Source organism: Actinokineospora baliensis, assembly GCF_016907695.1.
Taxonomy (GTDB): Bacteria; Actinomycetota; Actinomycetes; order Mycobacteriales; family Pseudonocardiaceae; genus Actinokineospora; species Actinokineospora baliensis.
In genome coordinates, this window is record NZ_JAFBCK010000001.1 from 5918856 (window position 1) to 5935733 (window position 16878).

Sequence of the window (16878 nt, forward strand, 5' to 3'; positions counted from 1 at the left end):
CCCCACGACACCCGGTCACACTTTTGCCAAGTGTGGGCCGGAACCGTCTGCCGGAACCGCCGGTAACGCACCCGCTCGATAGCGGTCGTCGGTAGCCTGGTATTCACGCGATTGAACTGGGAGACTGGTTTTCTCTCTCTCGAGGAACCCGACACGTCCGGGGGAACGGCATGTCCATCGAGCCGATCGGACCCGCGGGAGCGGCCCGCCCCGAGCCACAGCACCACGCGCGGTCGCGGCCGACCAACCAGGTCCCCGGCACCGTGCTGGGCACCCTGATCCAGGCCGACCGCGTCGACACGCTCCTCGTATCGGTGTCCAGCCCCACCCCGAGGATGCCGCCACCGCGGCAGATCCTCGCGCCGCTGCGCGCGGTCTTGGCGCGCGAAGACGAACTCCGTGTGCTCGACGAGCTCGCGGGGCCCGCGCACCGGCCGAAGGTGGTCGTGGTGAGCGGGATGAGCGGCGTGGGCAAGACGGCGGTCGCCACCCAGTGGGCGTGGGCGAACCGGGCGCGGTTCACCGGGGGCCAGTTCTTCGCCGACCTGGCCGACCACCGGGGCCGCGGCGCGGTGGCCGCGGTGGACGTGCTCGGCGGGTTCCTGGGGGCGCTCGGGCTGCACGAGCAGCTCATCCCGGCCGACCTCGCCGGGCGCGCGGCGCTGCTGCGGAGCCGGACCGCGGACGCGCCCGTGCTGGTGGTGCTCGAGGACGCCGACCAGGCCGCCCAGGTGCGGCCGTTCGTGCCCGCCTCGCCGGGCAGCGTGGTGCTGGTGACCAGCAGGCACCGGCTCAGCGGTCTGGTCGTGGAGGGAGCCAGCTCGCTGCCGCTGCGCCCGCTCGACCCCGACGGCAGTTCCCAGGTCCTGCTCGACCGCGTCCCGACCGACGTCCGCGCCTCGGTGCCGCGCCCCGAGGTCGACGCCCTGATCGACCTGTGCGGCGGTCTGCCGCTCGCGCTGCGCATCGCGGGCGCCCGGCTGGCCGAGGTGAGCAGGTGGCCCGCGCGCGGCCTGCGCGAACACCTGTCCGATGAGCAGCACCGACTCCGCCGCCTCGCCCTGGGAGGGCACACCGTGGGCCACGTCTTCGACACCACCGTCGACAACCTCCGACCACCGCTGCGCACGCTCTACCGAAGACTCGGGCTGCACCCGGGTCCAGAGTTCAGCGTGGCCGCCGCGGCCACCGTCTCCGGCCTGTCCGAGACCGACACGGCCGACGCCCTGGACCACCTCTTCGAGGCCAACCTGGTGGAAGGGGTCCGCCCCGACCGGTTCCGCTTCCACGACCTGGTGCGCCTGCACGCCAAGGCGGTGGCAACCCAAGACGAGCCGCGGGCGGAGCGGGACAGCATCCTCGACCGGATCACCTCCTGGTACCTCGCGGGCGCCAGCGCGGCGGACCTGGCCGTGGCGGGCACCGCCCGGTGGCGCTCCCACGGATCACCCGCCCCCGCCTGGGCAGGCCCCGCCTTCACCAGGGCGACCGCCGTGCGGTGGTGGGACACCGAGCGGCGCAACCTGCTGGAGACCGTCCGCCTCGCCGAGCACCGCGGCGACGACAACGCGGTGTTGGCGCTGTGCGAGGCGCTGTGGCCGTACTACCAGGGCTGGCGGCACCACGCGGACTGGATCGAGGCGCACCTCATGGGTGTCCGCTGCGCCCTGCGCCTCGGCGACGACATCGCCGAGACGCGGATGCGCAACCAACTGGCGCGCGCCTACCTGGACCAGCGCCAGTTCGACCTGGCGGACGAACAACTCGATGCGGCACTGTCCTCGGCGCGGCGCTCGGCAGAACCCCGGGCGATCGCCGTCGTGCGGGAGTCGCTCGGGGTCGGCCACCGCGAGCGCGGGAACTGGTCGCGCGCGGAGGCGGAGTTCGCGGTGTCGCTGCGGATCAACGAGCAGATCGCCGACGAACGCGGCATCGCCCTGCAGCTGTACCACCTGGCGGACGTCCTGGTCCGAGCGGGCGAGGCAACACGGGCGATCGACCTGCTCACCAGGGCCGCACACATCGCCGAAGCCCTCGACGACGACATGACCACAACCCGGGTGGACCTCGTACTCGGCGCCGCGTACCAACAACTCGGCCAGCACGCCTCCGCCCGCCCCCACCTCGAACGCGCCGCGGCGACAGCGCGCGAGCGCGGCCAACACGCCAAGGAGGTCGAAGCCCTCCGGCGCCTGGTGGCGGTGCTGGGCGAAGACGCGCCTGCGGAACTCACCGAGCGGTTGGCCCTGCTCACCAGTTCGGCGCAACCGGAGCCGCCCGCCTGCGGGTGATCGCCACGGTCGTGCTCGTGGCACCGAGCTCAACCTCCACTGTGGACTCCTCGGCACCTGGGCGGCCGCGGTCCACCTCGACGACGCGGTGGTAGACCGCGCAGGCGGCAACGGCCGGGTCAAGGGGAACGCCCGCCACGCGCGTAACCACCCACCGGCCGCCCGACCGGCTACCCACCAGCACCCGGGAGCCGTTGACGCCCACGGCGAGGAAGCACTGCGAGTGCAGCAAGGTGCTGGTGATCCGCGCCCACACCGTGGCGGCGTCGTTGTGGTCGCCGCGCACGCGGATCTCCGCCGTGTCCTTCAGATCCTGGTTGGTTTCGTGTTCGTCGACCACGAGCACGGCCGGTCCCGCCTCCGAGGACCGGTAGGCCGCAAGCGAAGCCGGGAAGCGCTCGACCACGATACCGTTGCCCGGCCGATCGGTTATCGCGCAGTGGAAGGCGGTCACCCCTCGTTCGTCGCGCACCACCTTGAGGGGGCCGTAGCGCCTGGGGTGCGGGACGTCGGGGGGTCGGTCCAGGGCCATCAGGTCGTAGAACTTCTCTTGTAACAAGCGTAAAGAACGACCTTGGTTGCCCATTGCGTTGCGCGCGACCTCGGCGACACCTGAACCGGCGTAGGTGCGCATGATCTCGACCACCTGCTCCCGCGGATCCCGCCCGGGGCTGAACTTCCCGGCCGCGCGGACGAACTCCACCGTCGTCGACCCCTTCACCAGGTCGTCGTCGCCACGACCGGCGAACAGGAACGGCCTGCCGAGCGCGGCGGCGTACACCGAGACGGATCCGTGGTCGCCGATGAAGGCGTCCACCGCGATGAGCGGCGCGGGCCAGTCCGTGGTGGGGCGGACGACGACCAGACCCGCCTCCACCGCGTCGCCGAGCATCCCGAGCACCCCGAACCCGCTGTGGTGGGCCCAGACGTTCGGGTGCAGGATCAGCACGACCCGGTACTCATCGCGCGGCAGCGCGGCCAGCACCCGGTTGACCAGCACCCGGTCCACCCCCAGCGTGGAGTCCGGGCCCCAGGTGGAGCTGATCCCCACCAGCCGCTGGCGCGGGCCGACCCGCAGTTCGCGGCGGAACCGGTCCCGCATGTCCCCGTTGGCGACCATGCGGTCCCAGGTCGGATCCCCCATCTGGAAGGCACGCGGCGCGGCGAGCGGATTCGCCCGGAACAACTGCTCACCCTGCGCCTCACAGGACAACCCGATCGCCGCGGCGACAACCTCCCCGTCCCGCAACAACTCCCGGGCCGACAACCCGACCGGGGCGTCCGGATCCATTGTCCGCCACAAAACCCGGCGGTTGTAACCGCACCCGTGCGCCATTGTCGCCAACGGCCCGGAGAGCTCCCCCAACACCTCGTCGGTGTGCGCGGCGACGATCAGGTCGAAGGTCATCGCCCGGGCCTCGCGCCACTCGATCAGGCGAACTTCCAGGCGCAGCAACCGCTCCCGAAGCCCACCCGCGAACGTCGACCCCTCGTTGATGGTCCAGGAGAACTCCAACCGCGGATCACCGTCCACCGCCCGGAGAACGTCCAGCACCCGGCTGAGATCGGTGCAGGTCCGGACAACAACGCACACGCGCCGGGATCGCTCCCAGGTCGCTCGCAGGTCTTCCCGCATCGGCCCCCTACACGACAGGCTGACGACCCAGCCCTGACTGAGCGCCGCCGAGTGGCCGTGCGGTAGCTTGCCGCTACCAGCCCTTTGGCGATCAGCCAATTGGCTGTCATGCTCTCTGCTGTACATCGGGAGAGCATTACTCACCTTGATATGTAGCAGTGTGACACGCCGTACGGCGTTTTGGGAGGTCGCAGGTGTCCGACAACAGGGGTTCGGGACCCCAGCAGCGCAAACTCCGCCTCGAACTCCGCCATCTCCGCAAGAATGCGGGGTTGTCCCAACGGCAAGTGGCCGATTCCCTGGAGTGGTCCCTTTCGAAGGTCGTGCGCATCGAGCAGGGCGCGGTAGGTGTGTCCATCACCGATTTGCGCGCGCTGCTGCACCACTACGACGTGACCGACAAGGCGATTGTCGAGGAGTTGCTCGACCTGGCCCGCAGGCGGTCCGAGAGCCGGTGGTGGGAGGCCTACACAAAAGACGTCCTCCCGGTCGTGTCCCAACTCGTGGAACTGGAGGACGTGGCGACCCAGATCCGGCAGTTCCAGGCGAACATCGTGCCCGGCCTGCTGCAGACCGAGGATGTCGCCCGCACGGTGATCGCGATGTACCAATCGGACGAGAGCCTGGTCGACAGGTGGGTCCGACTGCGGCTTGGCAGGCAACGGATCTTGGCTGACGAGAACCGGGAGTTCATCTTCATCCTGGACGAGGCGGTGACACACCGGCACATCGGGTCGGCCGAGGTGATGGCGGCGCAGATGCGGCACCTCCTGGAAGTCAACGAGCGGCCGAACATCTCCATCTCGGTGATCCCGTTCACCCACGGAACGCACCAGGCCATGCAGGGCTCCTACACGGTGATCGAGACGCCCGTCGGGTACACCGAGGAGCAGGTGGATTCCGTGGTGGTATTGCAGGGGCCGTTTAGGGACTCCATTATCCGCCGGGACGCCGACCACATCAGCGACTACGCGGAAGCGTTCGCCAAGCTCGAGGATATGGCGGTCCCGCTGGACAAGTGGGAAGGGGCCAGCAAGTTCCGATGAGTGGGCGACCGCCCCGGTTGGCCTGCTTTTGTCACTCCTGTGATCGGGTTAGCTCTGTCGGCTCTAGCTCGCGGTGGCCCGTGCGACCTAACCTCGCCACGTACGGCTCAGTCGGGGGCCGCTGGGCACGGGCGGGTGCCGGGTACCTCCGTCGGGAGGGAGGCATCAGCGATGGACGCGGCGAGCAGGCCCAGGTTGCTGGAGGTCGACTCATTCAGTAAGCAGTGGGCGAAAAGCTCCAGGAGCGATACAAGCGGTGGTAGTTGTGTCGAGGTCGCGAGCCATATAGAAGAGGTACATATTCGCTCGTCCCGCAACCGGCTTGGCCGAACCATCACGGTCCCCATCGCCGCGTGGCCGCTCTTCCTGGACTTGGCGACGGGCAGGGCGCTGGGGAGTCGCGGTCAGTCCTGATCGGCCAGGAGGCGTTTGACTACCTTGCCGGTGGCGTTGCGGGGGACGGTGGGGACGAAGATGACGTCTCGGGGGACGGAGAAGCGTTCGAGGTGGTCGTGGACGTACTCGCGGATGGCGGTGGCGCCGAGGCGGGTGCCGGGTTTGAGGGCCACGTAAGCCGCGAAGCGCTGGCCGTATTCGCGGTCCGGGACGCCGACGACGGCGGCGTCGGCTACGGCTTCGAGGGAGAGCAGGAGTTCCTCGACCGGGCGGGGGAAGACGTTCTCGCCGCCGGAGACGATCATGTCGTCGTCGCGGCCGGAGACGAAGAGGCGGCCGTCGGCGTCGAGGTAGCCGCGGTCGCCGGTGACCATGAGGTCGTCGTGCATCTCGTTGCTGGTGCCGTTGGTGTAGCCCTCGAACAGCATCTCGTTGCCCACGCAGATCCGGCCGACCGAGCCGGGGCCGACCGGGGCGCCGTCGGCGTCGAGGATCCCGACCCTGGTGCCGACCGGGCAGCGGCCCGCGGTGGTCGGCGCGGCCCGCAGGTCCACCGGGTCCGCGATGCTGGCCCAGGACACTTCCGTTGAGCCGTAGAGGTTGTAGAGAACATCGCCGTACGCGTTCATGAACGACGTGACCAGCTGGCGCGACAGCGCCGAGCCGCTGGAGGCGACCACGCGCAGGCTGGAGGTGTCGTAGCGGGCGCGCACCCGCTCGGGCAGCGCCATGATCCGCTGCAGCATCACCGGCACCGCGATCAACGTCGTGCACCGCAGCTCGGCGATCGCGGCCAGGGTCGCTTCGGCGTCGAAACGGCGTTGCAGCACGAGGGAAGCGTGCAGCGGCATGCCCAACTGCATGGCGGCGAGGCCCCAGGTGTGGAACAGCGGCGCGGCGACCAGCATCCGGTCGCCCGCCCGCAGCGGTATCCGCGACAGCACCGCCGCCGCCGAGCCGAGCCCCGGCGGGTTGCGCCTGCGCGCGCCCTTGGGCGTGCCGGTGGTCCCCGAGGTCAGCACGATGATCTTGCCTGCCCGCGCGGGCGGCCGGACCGGGGTGGCCATGGCCGAGGCGATGACACCGTCGACGGTCAGCTCGCCGGGACCGGCCGACCAGGTGGAGATCCACGGCAGCGACGGCGGCAGGTTGTGGAACAGCGGCGCGAACTCGTCGTCGGCCAGCAGCGCGATCGGCCGGTGCGCCTCGATGAGGTCGGCGACCTGGTCGGCGGACAAGCCGGTGTTGAGCAGCAGCACGTCCGCGCCGAGCTTGCCGCAGGCGATGGTCGACTCGACCAGACCGGCGTGGTTGCGGCACATCACCGCGACCCGCCGCCCGGCCCGCACCCCGTGCGCGGCCAGCCCGTTGGCCAGCCGGGTGGTCCGCAGGTCGATCTCGTCGAAGGTCAGCTTGCCCCGTTCGTCGATCACCGCGACGGCGTCGGGTACCCGCGCCGCCGCGGCCCGGTACCCGCCGACGAGGGTGGCGCCCCACCTGGCGAGAGCGCCCAGTTGCCGCGCGATCTTGTCGGGGCGACCGGGGCTGAGCACGCCAGCGCGCGCCAGCGTCCTGGCGACGGTGATCGTGGACTGCCCGCGCGCGGTCTGGTCGATGCGGGTGGGCGAACTGGTGATCGCCCGCCCCGACAGGTGGTCGTCGACCCGCCCCAGGGCCTTGCGGATGCGTTTGCGCAGCCACGGGGCGGTCAGGGCGGTCCCGGCCGTGATCCCCTCCGGCAGTGACAGCACCACCTCGACGAGCGTGTCGTCGCCGCTGGCCGCCAACCGGATGGACAGGTGGCCGCCGTCCCAGGCCGGGCCGATCAGCACCAGGTGCTCGCCGGGCCGGTTGACCAGCACCTCGACCCGGTCCTGGACCGGGTCACCGCCCGCGACGCTGAACCGGACCCGGTAGCGGGGCCGCCCGGTGGCGGGTTCGCGCTCCGCGCAGGCGATCTCGCGGACGAACCGCGGGTAGAGGCCGGGTTCCCCGAGGACGTCCCAGACCTTCCCCGGCGCGTGCGCGAGGCGGTGCTGCACCTCGACGAGCTCGGTCGGCATGGTCCTCCGTTGACAGACAGCCGCCGGGAGACCGCTCACCGCCCCGACAGCGTTGTTCACACGTGGTTCCGGTTGTTATCAGCGAAGGGCTGACCGGCGCAAGCAGTGTGTCCGCCGAACGGAGCAATCAAGACCAATATCACTCACTCGGCGCAGCCGCCCGCCTACGCGGTCCCCTTCGCCGGGACGACGACCGTGCCGGTGGCCCGGGTGATGGTGATCGGGGGGTCCAGCACGTCGGCGGCGGAGGGGCCCCGGTCGGGGGCGGCCCGGCAGACCACGCGGGATTCGAAGTCGATGGTTCGGGAGCGGGTGCCGACCCTGGTCACGGTGGCGGTCGCCTCGATCACGTCGCCCGCCAGCAGGGGGGCCAGGAACTCGACCTTGTCGTAGCCCGCGAAGAGGCCTTCGTCGGCGTCGGTGTGGATGCACAGCTCGGTGGCCACGTCACCGAAGAGGGCCAAGGAGTAGGCGCCGTCGACCAGGTTGCCGCCGTAGTGGGAGTGCGAGTGCGGGATGTAGCGGCGGTGGGTGACGGTGAAGCCGGGTTCGGCGGTCATGCTGGCTCCTTGCGCTTGGCGAGGGCGTGGACGAGGTAGCTGGCGACTTCGCCGGGGGTGGTGCCGCGGCTGAAGACCCGGTCGACGCCGAGGTCGGTGGCCATCCGGGGGTCGAAGCGGGGGCCGCCCGCGATGAGCAGCGGGCGGCGGCCGCCCATGGCCTCGCGGAAGGCCGCCGACATCTCCTGGGTGTTGAGGATGTGCGCGTCGCGCTGGGTGACGACCTGCGAGACCAGGACCGCGTCGGCCTTCTCGGTGCGGGCGCGTTTGACCAACTCGGGCACGGTGACCTGGGCGCCGAGGTTGACCACCCGCAGCTCCCGGTAGTACTCGAGGCCCTTCTCGCCCGCGAAGCCCTTGATGTTGAGGATCGCGTCGATGCCCACGGTGTGCGCGTCGGTGCCGATGCAGGCGCCGACCACGACGAGCTTGCGCCGCAGCGACCGCTTGATCGCGGTGTTGACCTCGCTCGGCGGCAGCAGCGGGTACTCGCGCTCGACCACCTCGACCTCGTCCAGGTCGATGATGTGGCGCACCGAGCCGTAGACGACGAAGAAGGTGAAGTCGGGGCCGATGGGGTTGGCGTGCACCACCATCGCGGGCTCCAGGCCCATCTTCTGCGCCAGCAGCAGCGCGGCGCCCTCGGCGCGCGGACCGTGCGGGACGGGCAGGGTGAACGAGGTCTGCACCATGCCGTCGCCGCTGGTGTCGCCGTAGGGGCGGACGTGCCTGCTCATCGGGTCGCCCCCTCGTCGAGCAGATCGGTGGCCGGGTTGCGGTAGTCGTCGGACTTGGCGACCACGCCCGCGGCGCCCTTGCCCTGGTCCGGCGGGCGCTTCATCAGGCCGAAGGTGCCCTCGGCGATGGCGTTGAGCAGGCCGTCGTCGACGATCCGGCCGAGCAGGTCGACGGCCTCGCCGAGGACCTGGTGGGCGCGCTTGGCGATGAACCCGTCCGGGGCCGGGCGGAAGTCCTCGACCAGCCCCCCTGCGGCGTCGAGCACGTAGCGGACGTTGGCCAGCGCCAGGTCGCGGTCGGACAGGAACGGCGTGACCACGGCCTCGGTCATCATGCCGACCAGCAGGATCGACTGGCCGGTGAGCGCGCCTGCGAGGTTGAAGAACCCGTCGAGCAGGTAGCCGTTGAACACGTCGCCGGTCATGTGCTTGGTCGGCGGCATCCACTTCAGCGGCGCGTCCGGGAACAGCTCGCGGGCCAGCAGCGCGTGCGCCAGTTCCAGCCGGAACGACTCGGGCACCTTCGGGTTGATCTCGAAGGCGTGCCCGAGGCCGAGCAGCTCGTCCGGCAGCCCGGCCTCGTGCGCGAAGTGCTCGTTGAGCAACTGCGACACGGTCACGGTGTGCGCGGCGTCGACGGCGTCGGCGGTGGTGAGGTAGTTGTCCTCGCCGGTGTTGATGATGATGCCCGCGCGGGCGTGCACCTGGCGGGAGAACCGCTGGTCGACGAAGGTGCGGATCGGGTTGATGTCGCGGAACAGGATGCCGTACATGGAGTCGTTGAGCATCATGTCCAGCCGCTGCATCCCGGCCAGGACCGCGATCTCGGGCATGCACAGCCCGGACGCGTAGTTGGTGACCCTGACGTAGCGACCGACCTCTTTGGACACCTCGTCCATCGCGGCCCGCATGATCCGGAAGTTCTCCTGCGTGGCGTAGGTGCCCGCGAACCCGTGGTGGGTGGCGCCTTCCGGCACGTAGTCCAAAAGGGACTGACCGGTGGACCGGATCACGGCGATGATGTCGGCCCCGGCGCGCGCGGCGTTGGCGGCCTGCACCACGTCCTCGTCGATGTCCCCGGTGGCCACGATCAGGTAGATCCACGGACGGCGGGGCGGGTCGCCGAGGCGGGCGATCATCTTGTCGCGCTGGGCGCGGTTGCGGTCGACGAGCCGGAGCCCCTTGGCCACAGCGGTCCGAGCGGCCTTCGCCGCCCGCGTCGCGTCCCGACCGGTCGGCACGCGGTAGGAGACCTGCCCGGCGGCGGTGGCTTCGGCGAGTTCGGTGAGGCTGCCGAGGTTGTGCTCGGCCAGGGCGTGGAACACCGGCCCGCACACACCGTCCTGCAGACCGCAGTGCTCGGCAACGGTGTCGACCACCCGGTTGACCCACGGCACATCCCCGGCGCGGTGGGTGCTGTCGGCGCCGGTGATGCCCGCCAACCGCAAGGTGGCCCGCTCAACGGAGACCGTGGTGTGCGACCGCGCGATCTCCACCACCGGAGCCGCCGCCTTGGCCGCCAAGTGCCTGGCGGTGTCAACAACGGCAGGATCCAGATCAAGAAGCGGCGCGCTGCTACGGAGCGACACTGCGGCTCCCTCCACGGTCGTGACTCGTACTGGTGCTGGTGGCGCTGGTATAGATGCCACGGCCGCACGAAACGGCCCGCAGGCGGGTAGGCCGCAACGCGGCTGCAAGCTGCACGCCGTTACGTGGTGGCACTGCGGCTCCCTCCACCGTCGTGACTCGTGCGGTCGTGGCTGGTGCTGGTGGCGCTGTCGAAGATGGTGCGGCCGCGCAGAACCGTGCGCAGGCAGGTGGGTTGGGGGGTGTCGGGGTCCATGGGCGGAAGACCCGGGACTCGGGAGCGCGGGTCGGTCGACCAGCGGCGTACTCGGTCGTCCGGGACGGCGACCACCAACTCCGGGGCGTCCCAGATGGCGAAGGTGGCGGGGGCGCCGGGGACGAGGGTGCCGGTGAGGCCGTCGTCGACGCCCGCGGCTCGCCAGCCGCCGCGGGTGTGGGCGGTGAAGGCGGCTCGGGGGGACAGCCCGGATCCGCTGGTGCGGTGGTTGACCGCCGCGCGCACGCTGGCCCACGGGTCGACCCTGGTCACGGGGGCGTCCGAGCCGAGGGCGAGCACCACCCCGGCGGCGACGAGTTGGGCGTACGGGTTGAGCGAGGTGCCCCGGTCGACGCCGAGGCGAGTCGCGTACATGCCGTCCGGGCCACCCCAGGTGGCGTCGAACTGGGGTTGCACGGAGGCGACCACACCCCACTGGCCCAGCTGCTGGGCCTGTTCGGGGGTGACCATCTCCAGGTGTTCGAGCCGGTGGCGGGACCCGGCGAGGGCGGGCAGGCCGACCCGCTTCTCGGCGAGGGCGAACCCGGCGACCACCTCGGCGGTCGCGGCGTCGCCGATGACGTGGAACCCGGCCTGGATCCCGGCTTCGGTGCACACGACCAGGTGCTCGGCGATGGTCGCCGCGTCGAGGTAGAGGGCGCCGCTGGTGTCGGCGTCGGCGTACGGGGAGCACAGGGCGGCGGTGCGGGAGCCGAGGGCGCCGTCGACGAACAGGTCGCCTGCCAGGCCGCGGACGCGGTGCCGGACGGCGAGGTCGGCGGGGCCGATCTCGCCCCAGTAGCCGACGACCTCGGGCAGGTCGCCGCCCGCGCGGGCCAGCAGCGCGGTCAGGTCGTCGGCGCCGGAGATGTCGGGTCCGGCGCACTCGTGCACGCAGGCGATGCCCTGCGCGGCGGCGTGGTGCAGGAACTCCAGTTGCGCCTCGTCGCGCTGCGCGGGGGTGATGGCGTCCTGGGCGGCGCGGCGGACCCGGTGGTGCGCGTCGCGGGTCAGCGGGCCGTGCGGGTGGTACCCGTCGGCGCCGGTCACGCCGTCGGCGCGGTCGAGCAGCGCGGTCGACACCAGGGCGGAGTGCACGTCGACCCGGGACAGGTAGACCGCCGCTCCCCCGGCGGCGGCGTCGACCTCGGCGCGGGTGGGCGGACGGTTCTCCGGCCAGGTCGTCTCGTCCCAGCCGTGCCCCCAGACCAGCGGGTGCCCGGTCGCGCGGACGTGCGCGGCGACCATGGCCAGGCACTCGGCCAGGTCCCCGGCGCCGGTCAGGTCGAGGCCGACGCGCAGCAGCCCGGCGGAGGAGGCGTGCACGTGGGCGTCGACGAAGGCGGGCGCGACGAACGCGCCGTCGAGGTCGACGACGTCACCGCCGCCGTGCAGGGAGCGGCCGACCGAGTCCTGCCCCAGCCAGACGACCACACCGTCCTGGACGGCGATGGCGGTCGCGGAGGGGTCCGCCGGGGAGTGCACCCGGCCCCCGGTGAACAGGGTCGTTGCTGTGGTGGTCACGGCTACTGAGTCTCGCGGGCGGCGAACAGCGCGCGCACCCCGGGCTCGGCGCGCAGCAGGTCCATGGCGAACTCGGCGTGCCCGGGGACGTAGCCGTTGCCGACCAGCATCCGGACGTCGGCGGCCAGCCCCTCGGCGCCGAGCGCGGCGGCGGAGAACGAGGTGGCCATGGAGAAGAAGATGACGGTGCCGCCGTCGGCCGTGGCCATGATCGCGCCGTGCTCGCAGCCGGGGACGTCGACGCACACCACGGTCACGTCGACCGGCGTCCCGACGGCGGCGTGCACGGCCAGCGGGTCGCGCGCGTCGGCGATGACGACCTCGTCGGCGATGCCCGCGGCGCGAACCGCGTCCGCCTCGGCATCTGTGGGCACCAGGGCGACCAGCCGGGTCGCACCCGCGCGTCGGGCCGCGGCCAGCGACAACGAGCCGGACTTACCGCCCCCGCCGAGGACCAGCACGGACGCACCGGCACCCGCCTGCCGCACCACTCGGTCGGTGAGGGCGGGGGCACCGCAGACGTCCATGACCGACAGGGCGATCCCGTCGGGCAGGTCGTCGGGCAGCACGGCGGCGATGGAGCGGCCGAAGAGGACGGCGGTGCCCCGGCAAGGGACCTGTTCGCTGAGCCCGTCCCAGTCGGCGAGGCCGTCGGTGATGCGCAGCGGGGTGAGGGTGAGCGAGACCAGCGACGCGACCCGGTCGCCCACCTTGAGGCCCAGCGGGGAATCGGGTCCGACCGCGCGAACGGTGCCCAGCAGCATGCCGCCGGAGCCGGTGACCGGGTTCTGCATCTTGCCGCGCTCGGCGACGATCCCCAGCACCGCGGCGCGGACGGTGGCGCCGTCGCCGTGCTGCTCGCGCAGTTGCCGGTAGGAGGCCGCGTCCAGGTTGAGCCGGTCGACGTCGAGGACGACCTCGTCGGCGTAGGGCTCGGGGTCGTCGTCGAGCCGGTGCGCCCGCTGGGGCAGCACCCCGGCGGGCTCGAGCACCCGGTGCAGCCCGAAGGGCGACCCGACCCGTGCGACCTGTGCGTTCATCCCGCGCCTTCCCATGTCATCCTGGCGATATGTGCTGTAGATTTTACGGAGTACTAGCGCTCTGGCAGCATATCTTCACGCCACCCTAGCGGCTAGGAGCACATATGACTGCGTTGCACGACCTGCAGCAGGCCGACACGTCCGTGTCCGCCGCGGTCGGGAAGGCGGGCCACCAGCCCTACGAGTACGTCCGGCGCGAGCTGGTCGAACCCGACTGGCGGCGCTTCCCGGGCTGGGCGGCGGTCACCGAGGCGCAGTGGCGCGACGCGCAGTGGCAGCGGGTGAACTGCGTGAAGAACGAGCGCCAGCTGCGCAAGGTCGTCGGCGACATGCTCGACGAGTCGTTCTACGCGGAACTGGCCGCCGACCAGCGCGACCTGGCGACGATGTCGATGTTGCTGCCGCCGCAGATGCTCAACACCATGGCGCCGACGGCGACCGCGGCCGAGTTCACCGACGCGTTCTTCGCCGACCCGGTCCGCCGCTACATGCTCCCGGTCCGCTCCGACCGCGACCCCGAGTGGCCCAGCCACCCGCACTCGACCCGCGACTCGCTGCACGAGGCGGAGATGTGGGTGGTGGAGGGCCTGACCCACCGCTACCCGACCAAGGTGCTCGCCGAGCTGCTGTCCACCTGCCCCCAGTACTGCGGGCACTGCACCCGGATGGACCTGGTCGGCAACTCGACCCCGCAGGTCGACAAGCACAAGCTCACCCTCAAGCCGGTCGACCGGCAGGACCAGATGATCGACTACCTCTCGCGCACCCCGGGTGTGCGCGATGTCGTGGTCTCCGGCGGCGATGTGGCGAACGTGCCGTGGAAGCAGCTGGAGTCGTTCCTGATGCGGCTGCTCGACATCGAGACGGTGCGCGACATCCGGCTGGCCACCAAGGCGCTGGCCGGGCTGCCCCAGCACTGGCTGCAGCCGTCGGTCGTGGAGGGCCTCGAGCGGGTCGCCCGCACCGCCGCCCGCCGCGGGGTGAACCTGGCGATCCACACCCACGTCAACCACGCGCAGTCGGTGACCCCGCTGGTCGCCGAGGCGGCGCGGACGGCGCTGGAGGTGGGGGTGCGCGACGTGCGCAACCAGGGCGTGCTGATGCGCGGGGTCAACGCGACCCCGGAAGCGCTGCTGGACCTGTGCTTCGCGCTGCAGGGCGAGGCGAACGTGCTGCCCTACTACTTCTACATGTGCGACATGATCCCCAACGCCGAGCACTGGCGGGTCGCGGTGTGGGAGGCGCAGGAGCTGCAGCACGCGATCATGGGCTACCTGCCCGGGTACGCGACACCGCGGATCATCTGCGACGTGCCGTACGTGGGGAAGCGGTGGGTGCACCAGATCGCCGAGTACGACCGCGAACTCGGGGTGTCGTACTGGACGAAGAACTACCGGGCGGGCACCGAGCGCGAAGAGGACTCGGACGCCGAGGCGATCTTGAGCAGGCGGTACCCGTACTACGACCCGATCTCCACGCTGCCCGCGAGCGGCCAGCGGCGGTGGCGGGAGAACCCGGCTTACGAGGGGTGAGACCCCCGGCGGCCGCCCAGGTGCGCGAGGGCCATGTGGGCGGCCGCCGATCCCGCGCCGAGTGGTCCGATGACCGGACCCGAGCGGCCCCCGACACCCGTCGTGGGGCGATTGTCAGCGCCTTTCGGACAGCACGGCGGATGCGCAAGACTCTGCCCACTCCTCTGCCCACCCAGCAGGGAGATCCCCGAGACCAAGGAGTTGGGCGTGCTCATCCGCACCAGACGGGCGCTCGCGGCGGGACTGGCGGTCGCCGCCGCGGTGGGGTTGGCCGGGGTGGTCACCCCCGCGCAGGCCGCACCCGCCATCACAGCCGCACCGAGCGCCACCTCGGCCGACATCCTCGACCAGCTCAAGGCGGTTCCCGGGCTGACCGTGGTGTCCGAGTCGGCGACCCCGCCCGCGGGGTACCGGTTCTTCCTCCTGACCTTCACCCAGCCGGTCGACCACCACAAGTCGCGCGGGGCCACCTTCCAGCAGCGGTTCCAGTTGCTGCACAAGGACACCGCGCGGCCGATGGTGCTGCACACCACCGGCTACAACATGAGCACCAACGCGTTCCGCTCGGAACCGACCCGGCTCGTCGACGGCAACCAGATCTCGGTGGAGCAGCGGTTCTTCACCCCGTCGCGGCCCGCCAACGCCGACTGGGACGACCTCGACATCTGGCAGGCCGCCACCGACCACCACCGGATCGTCGGCGCGCTGAAGCGGATCTACGGCGCCAAGTGGATCTCCACCGGTGCCAGCAAGGGCGGCATGACCTCGGTCTACCACCGCCGGTTCTACCCGCACGACGTCGACGGCGTGGTGGCCTACGTGGCGCCCAACGACGCGGTCAACGACTCCGACCGGGCCTACGACCGGTTCTTCCAGACCGTCGGCAACGACCCGGCCTGCCGCACCAAGCTCGAGGACGTGCAGAAGGAAGCCCTCAAGCGGCGGACCGCGCTGGTCGCGAAGTACCAGGCGGCGGCGACCGCGGCCGGGTGGACCTTCACCGGGGTGCTCGGGTCGATCGACAAGGCCTACGAGATGACCGTGCTGGACACCGTGTGGGCGTTCTGGCAGTACTCCACCCAGGCCGACTGCGCGACCGTCCCGGCCAAGACCGCGACCGACGACCAGCTGTACGCGTTCATCGACGGCGTCGCCGGGTTCGCCTTCTACGCCGACCAGGGCATCACCCCGTACGCGCCGTACTTCTACCAGGCCGCGACCCAGCTGGGCTGGCCGCAGCCGAAGTTCGAGCACCTGCGCGGGCTGACCAAGTACCCGAACCTGTACCAGGCGAACTCCAGCCTGCCGCAGGACCTTCGGCGCAGGCACGACCCCAAGCCGATGCTGGACGTGGACCGCTGGGTGCGTAGCCGCGGCTCGGAGTTCCTGTTCGTCTACGGCGCCAACGACCCGTGGGGTGCCGAGCAGTTCGTGCCCAGCCGCCGCGACTCGCACGTCTACACGGCACCGGGCGCCAACCACGGGGCCAACATCGCCGCCCTCTCCCCCACCGACGCAGCCGCCGCCACCGCGACCCTGCGCCGCTGGGCCAACGTGACAGCCCCGACCTTCGCCGAGAAGGCCGGGGACGGCATCACCGACCTGGACCGCGCAGAGCCGCCGCGCAAGCGCCCGTTCTGACCCGAAACACCCGGGGGCGGGGAGCCGATGGCTCCCCGCCCCCGCTGTTGCCACTGGCGCACCTCTGTCACTGGCGCACCTCACAACCGAGCACCCGGCTGGCACCACCCGACGAGCCGGTCCATGAGGTCGAGCACGTGGTCCTCCGCGATGTCCTCGAAGTCCCGCTCCACCCCCGCGGCCGTCCGGATCTCCAACCGCGCCGCGTCACAGGCCCGGATGATGTCCCCCCGGCCCACCCCAGCCGCCAACGCGGCCTTGGCGACCTTCTCCAAGCCACCGTGGGCACCCTCAGCCCGCGCGGCACCGACGAGCGCCCGGGTCAACTCCGGCTCCGCTCCTCGCGCTGCCGCCCGCAGGGCATCGGCCAGCGAGTCCACTTCGTCCACAACAGCGAGTATGCCGGGTGCCGACGCAGGTGCACTCCGGCGGAAGTATGCACACCTACTCCGGAACCGTCGCCACAGCAGGAAAGCAGCGGCGGGCTCGACCAGTCCGGCTGCCAGCGCCTTGGCCCCAATAGCCGATCCCACCGCACTCCATCCACAACCCCGACTCTGCCCACAACG

13 protein-coding genes are annotated in these 16878 nt (G+C 71.3%); 5 read left to right on the forward strand and 8 right to left on the reverse strand.

The features are described 5' to 3' along the window. The first annotated feature begins 170 nt into the window (after positions 1–170). Positions 171–2291, forward strand: a complete 2121-nt coding sequence (locus JOD54_RS26335) for a tetratricopeptide repeat protein (protein ID WP_204454246.1) — start codon at positions 171–173, stop codon at positions 2289–2291. On the opposite strand, the gene JOD54_RS26340 is transcribed toward JOD54_RS26335, so the two are convergent. Continuing rightward, a complete protein-coding gene (locus JOD54_RS26340; RefSeq protein ID WP_204454249.1) occupies positions 2251–3846 on the reverse strand; it encodes a hypothetical protein in 1596 nt (531 codons plus the stop codon). The genes JOD54_RS26335 and JOD54_RS26340 overlap by 41 nt on opposite strands. 275 nt (positions 3847–4121) lie before the next feature. On the opposite strand from JOD54_RS26340, the gene JOD54_RS26345 reads away from it, so the two are divergent. After that, the gene (locus tag JOD54_RS26345) at positions 4122–4973 is read left to right on the forward strand and encodes a helix-turn-helix domain-containing protein (RefSeq protein ID WP_204454251.1); all 852 of its coding nucleotides are present in this window, start codon (positions 4122–4124) and stop codon (positions 4971–4973) included. A 171-nt stretch (positions 4974–5144) separates the two neighbouring features. Beyond that, positions 5145–5387 (forward strand): DUF397 domain-containing protein, encoded by a 243-nt coding sequence (locus JOD54_RS36080; protein ID WP_204454253.1) that lies wholly within the window; start codon positions 5145–5147, stop codon positions 5385–5387. On the opposite strand, the gene JOD54_RS26355 is transcribed toward JOD54_RS36080, so the two are convergent. The 6 genes from JOD54_RS26355 to kdd form a co-directional block, all read right to left on the reverse strand. Further along, on the reverse strand, positions 5378–7432 hold the full coding sequence (locus JOD54_RS26355) for an AMP-binding protein (protein ID WP_204454255.1): 2055 nt from the start codon (positions 7430–7432) through the stop codon (positions 5378–5380). The two genes, JOD54_RS36080 and JOD54_RS26355, sit on opposite strands and share 10 nt — an antisense overlap. Positions 7433–7596: 164 nt before the next feature. Then, positions 7597–7992 (reverse strand): 3-aminobutyryl-CoA ammonia lyase, encoded by a 396-nt coding sequence (gene kal / locus JOD54_RS26360; RefSeq protein ID WP_204454257.1) that lies wholly within the window; start codon positions 7990–7992, stop codon positions 7597–7599. Beyond that, positions 7989–8729, reverse strand: a complete 741-nt coding sequence (gene kamE / locus JOD54_RS26365; RefSeq protein ID WP_204454260.1) for a lysine 5,6-aminomutase subunit beta — start codon at positions 8727–8729, stop codon at positions 7989–7991. Before kamE ends, kal begins: the two co-directional genes overlap by 4 nt. Next, positions 8726–10318 carry a lysine 5,6-aminomutase subunit alpha gene (gene kamD / locus JOD54_RS26370; RefSeq protein ID WP_204454262.1) on the reverse strand — a complete coding sequence of 531 codons (1593 nt, stop codon included), beginning with the start codon at positions 10316–10318 and terminating at the stop codon, positions 8726–8728. Before kamD ends, kamE begins: the two co-directional genes overlap by 4 nt. A 119-nt stretch (positions 10319–10437) precedes the next feature. Next, positions 10438–12096: an amidohydrolase gene (locus JOD54_RS26375; RefSeq protein WP_204454264.1), complete on the reverse strand. Its 1659-nt coding sequence runs from the start codon at positions 12094–12096 to the stop codon at positions 10438–10440. 2 nt (positions 12097–12098) lie between these two features. Next, entirely contained in the window at positions 12099–13136 is a 1038-nt protein-coding gene (gene kdd, locus JOD54_RS26380) for an L-erythro-3,5-diaminohexanoate dehydrogenase (protein WP_204454266.1), read from the reverse strand. Between the two features lie 104 nt (positions 13137–13240). Between kdd and JOD54_RS26385 the strand changes: the two genes are divergently transcribed. Both JOD54_RS26385 and JOD54_RS26390 read left to right on the forward strand, forming a co-directional pair. Then, positions 13241–14668: a KamA family radical SAM protein gene (locus JOD54_RS26385; RefSeq protein ID WP_239573515.1), complete on the forward strand. Its 1428-nt coding sequence runs from the start codon at positions 13241–13243 to the stop codon at positions 14666–14668. A 207-nt stretch (positions 14669–14875) separates the two neighbouring features. Continuing rightward, positions 14876–16309 carry a S28 family serine protease gene (locus tag JOD54_RS26390; protein WP_307860289.1) on the forward strand — a complete coding sequence of 478 codons (1434 nt, stop codon included), beginning with the start codon at positions 14876–14878 and terminating at the stop codon, positions 16307–16309. A gap of 80 nt (positions 16310–16389) precedes the next feature. Here the strand turns inward: JOD54_RS26390 and JOD54_RS26395 are convergent, their stop codons facing one another. Next, positions 16390–16698 (reverse strand): hypothetical protein, encoded by a 309-nt coding sequence (locus JOD54_RS26395; protein ID WP_307860290.1) that lies wholly within the window; start codon positions 16696–16698, stop codon positions 16390–16392. Between the last annotated feature and the right edge of the window lie 180 nt (positions 16699–16878).

Excerpts from the sequence above, each read along its gene's own strand:
- JOD54_RS26335 (WP_204454246.1), top strand. The coding sequence starts at position 171 with ATGTCCATCGAGCCGATCGGACCCGCGGGAGCGGCCCGCCCCGAGCCA.
- kamE (WP_204454260.1), bottom strand. The coding sequence starts at position 8,729 with ATGAGCAGGCACGTCCGCCCCTACGGCGACACCAGCGGCGACGGCATG.
- JOD54_RS36080 (WP_204454253.1), top strand. The coding sequence starts at position 5,145 with ATGGACGCGGCGAGCAGGCCCAGGTTGCTGGAGGTCGACTCATTCAGT.
- kdd (WP_204454266.1), bottom strand. The coding sequence starts at position 13,136 with ATGAACGCACAGGTCGCACGGGTCGGGTCGCCCTTCGGGCTGCACCGG.
- JOD54_RS26355 (WP_204454255.1), bottom strand. The coding sequence starts at position 7,432 with ATGCCGACCGAGCTCGTCGAGGTGCAGCACCGCCTCGCGCACGCGCCG.
- kal (WP_204454257.1), bottom strand. The coding sequence starts at position 7,992 with ATGACCGCCGAACCCGGCTTCACCGTCACCCACCGCCGCTACATCCCG.
- JOD54_RS26385 (WP_239573515.1), top strand. The coding sequence starts at position 13,241 with ATGACTGCGTTGCACGACCTGCAGCAGGCCGACACGTCCGTGTCCGCC.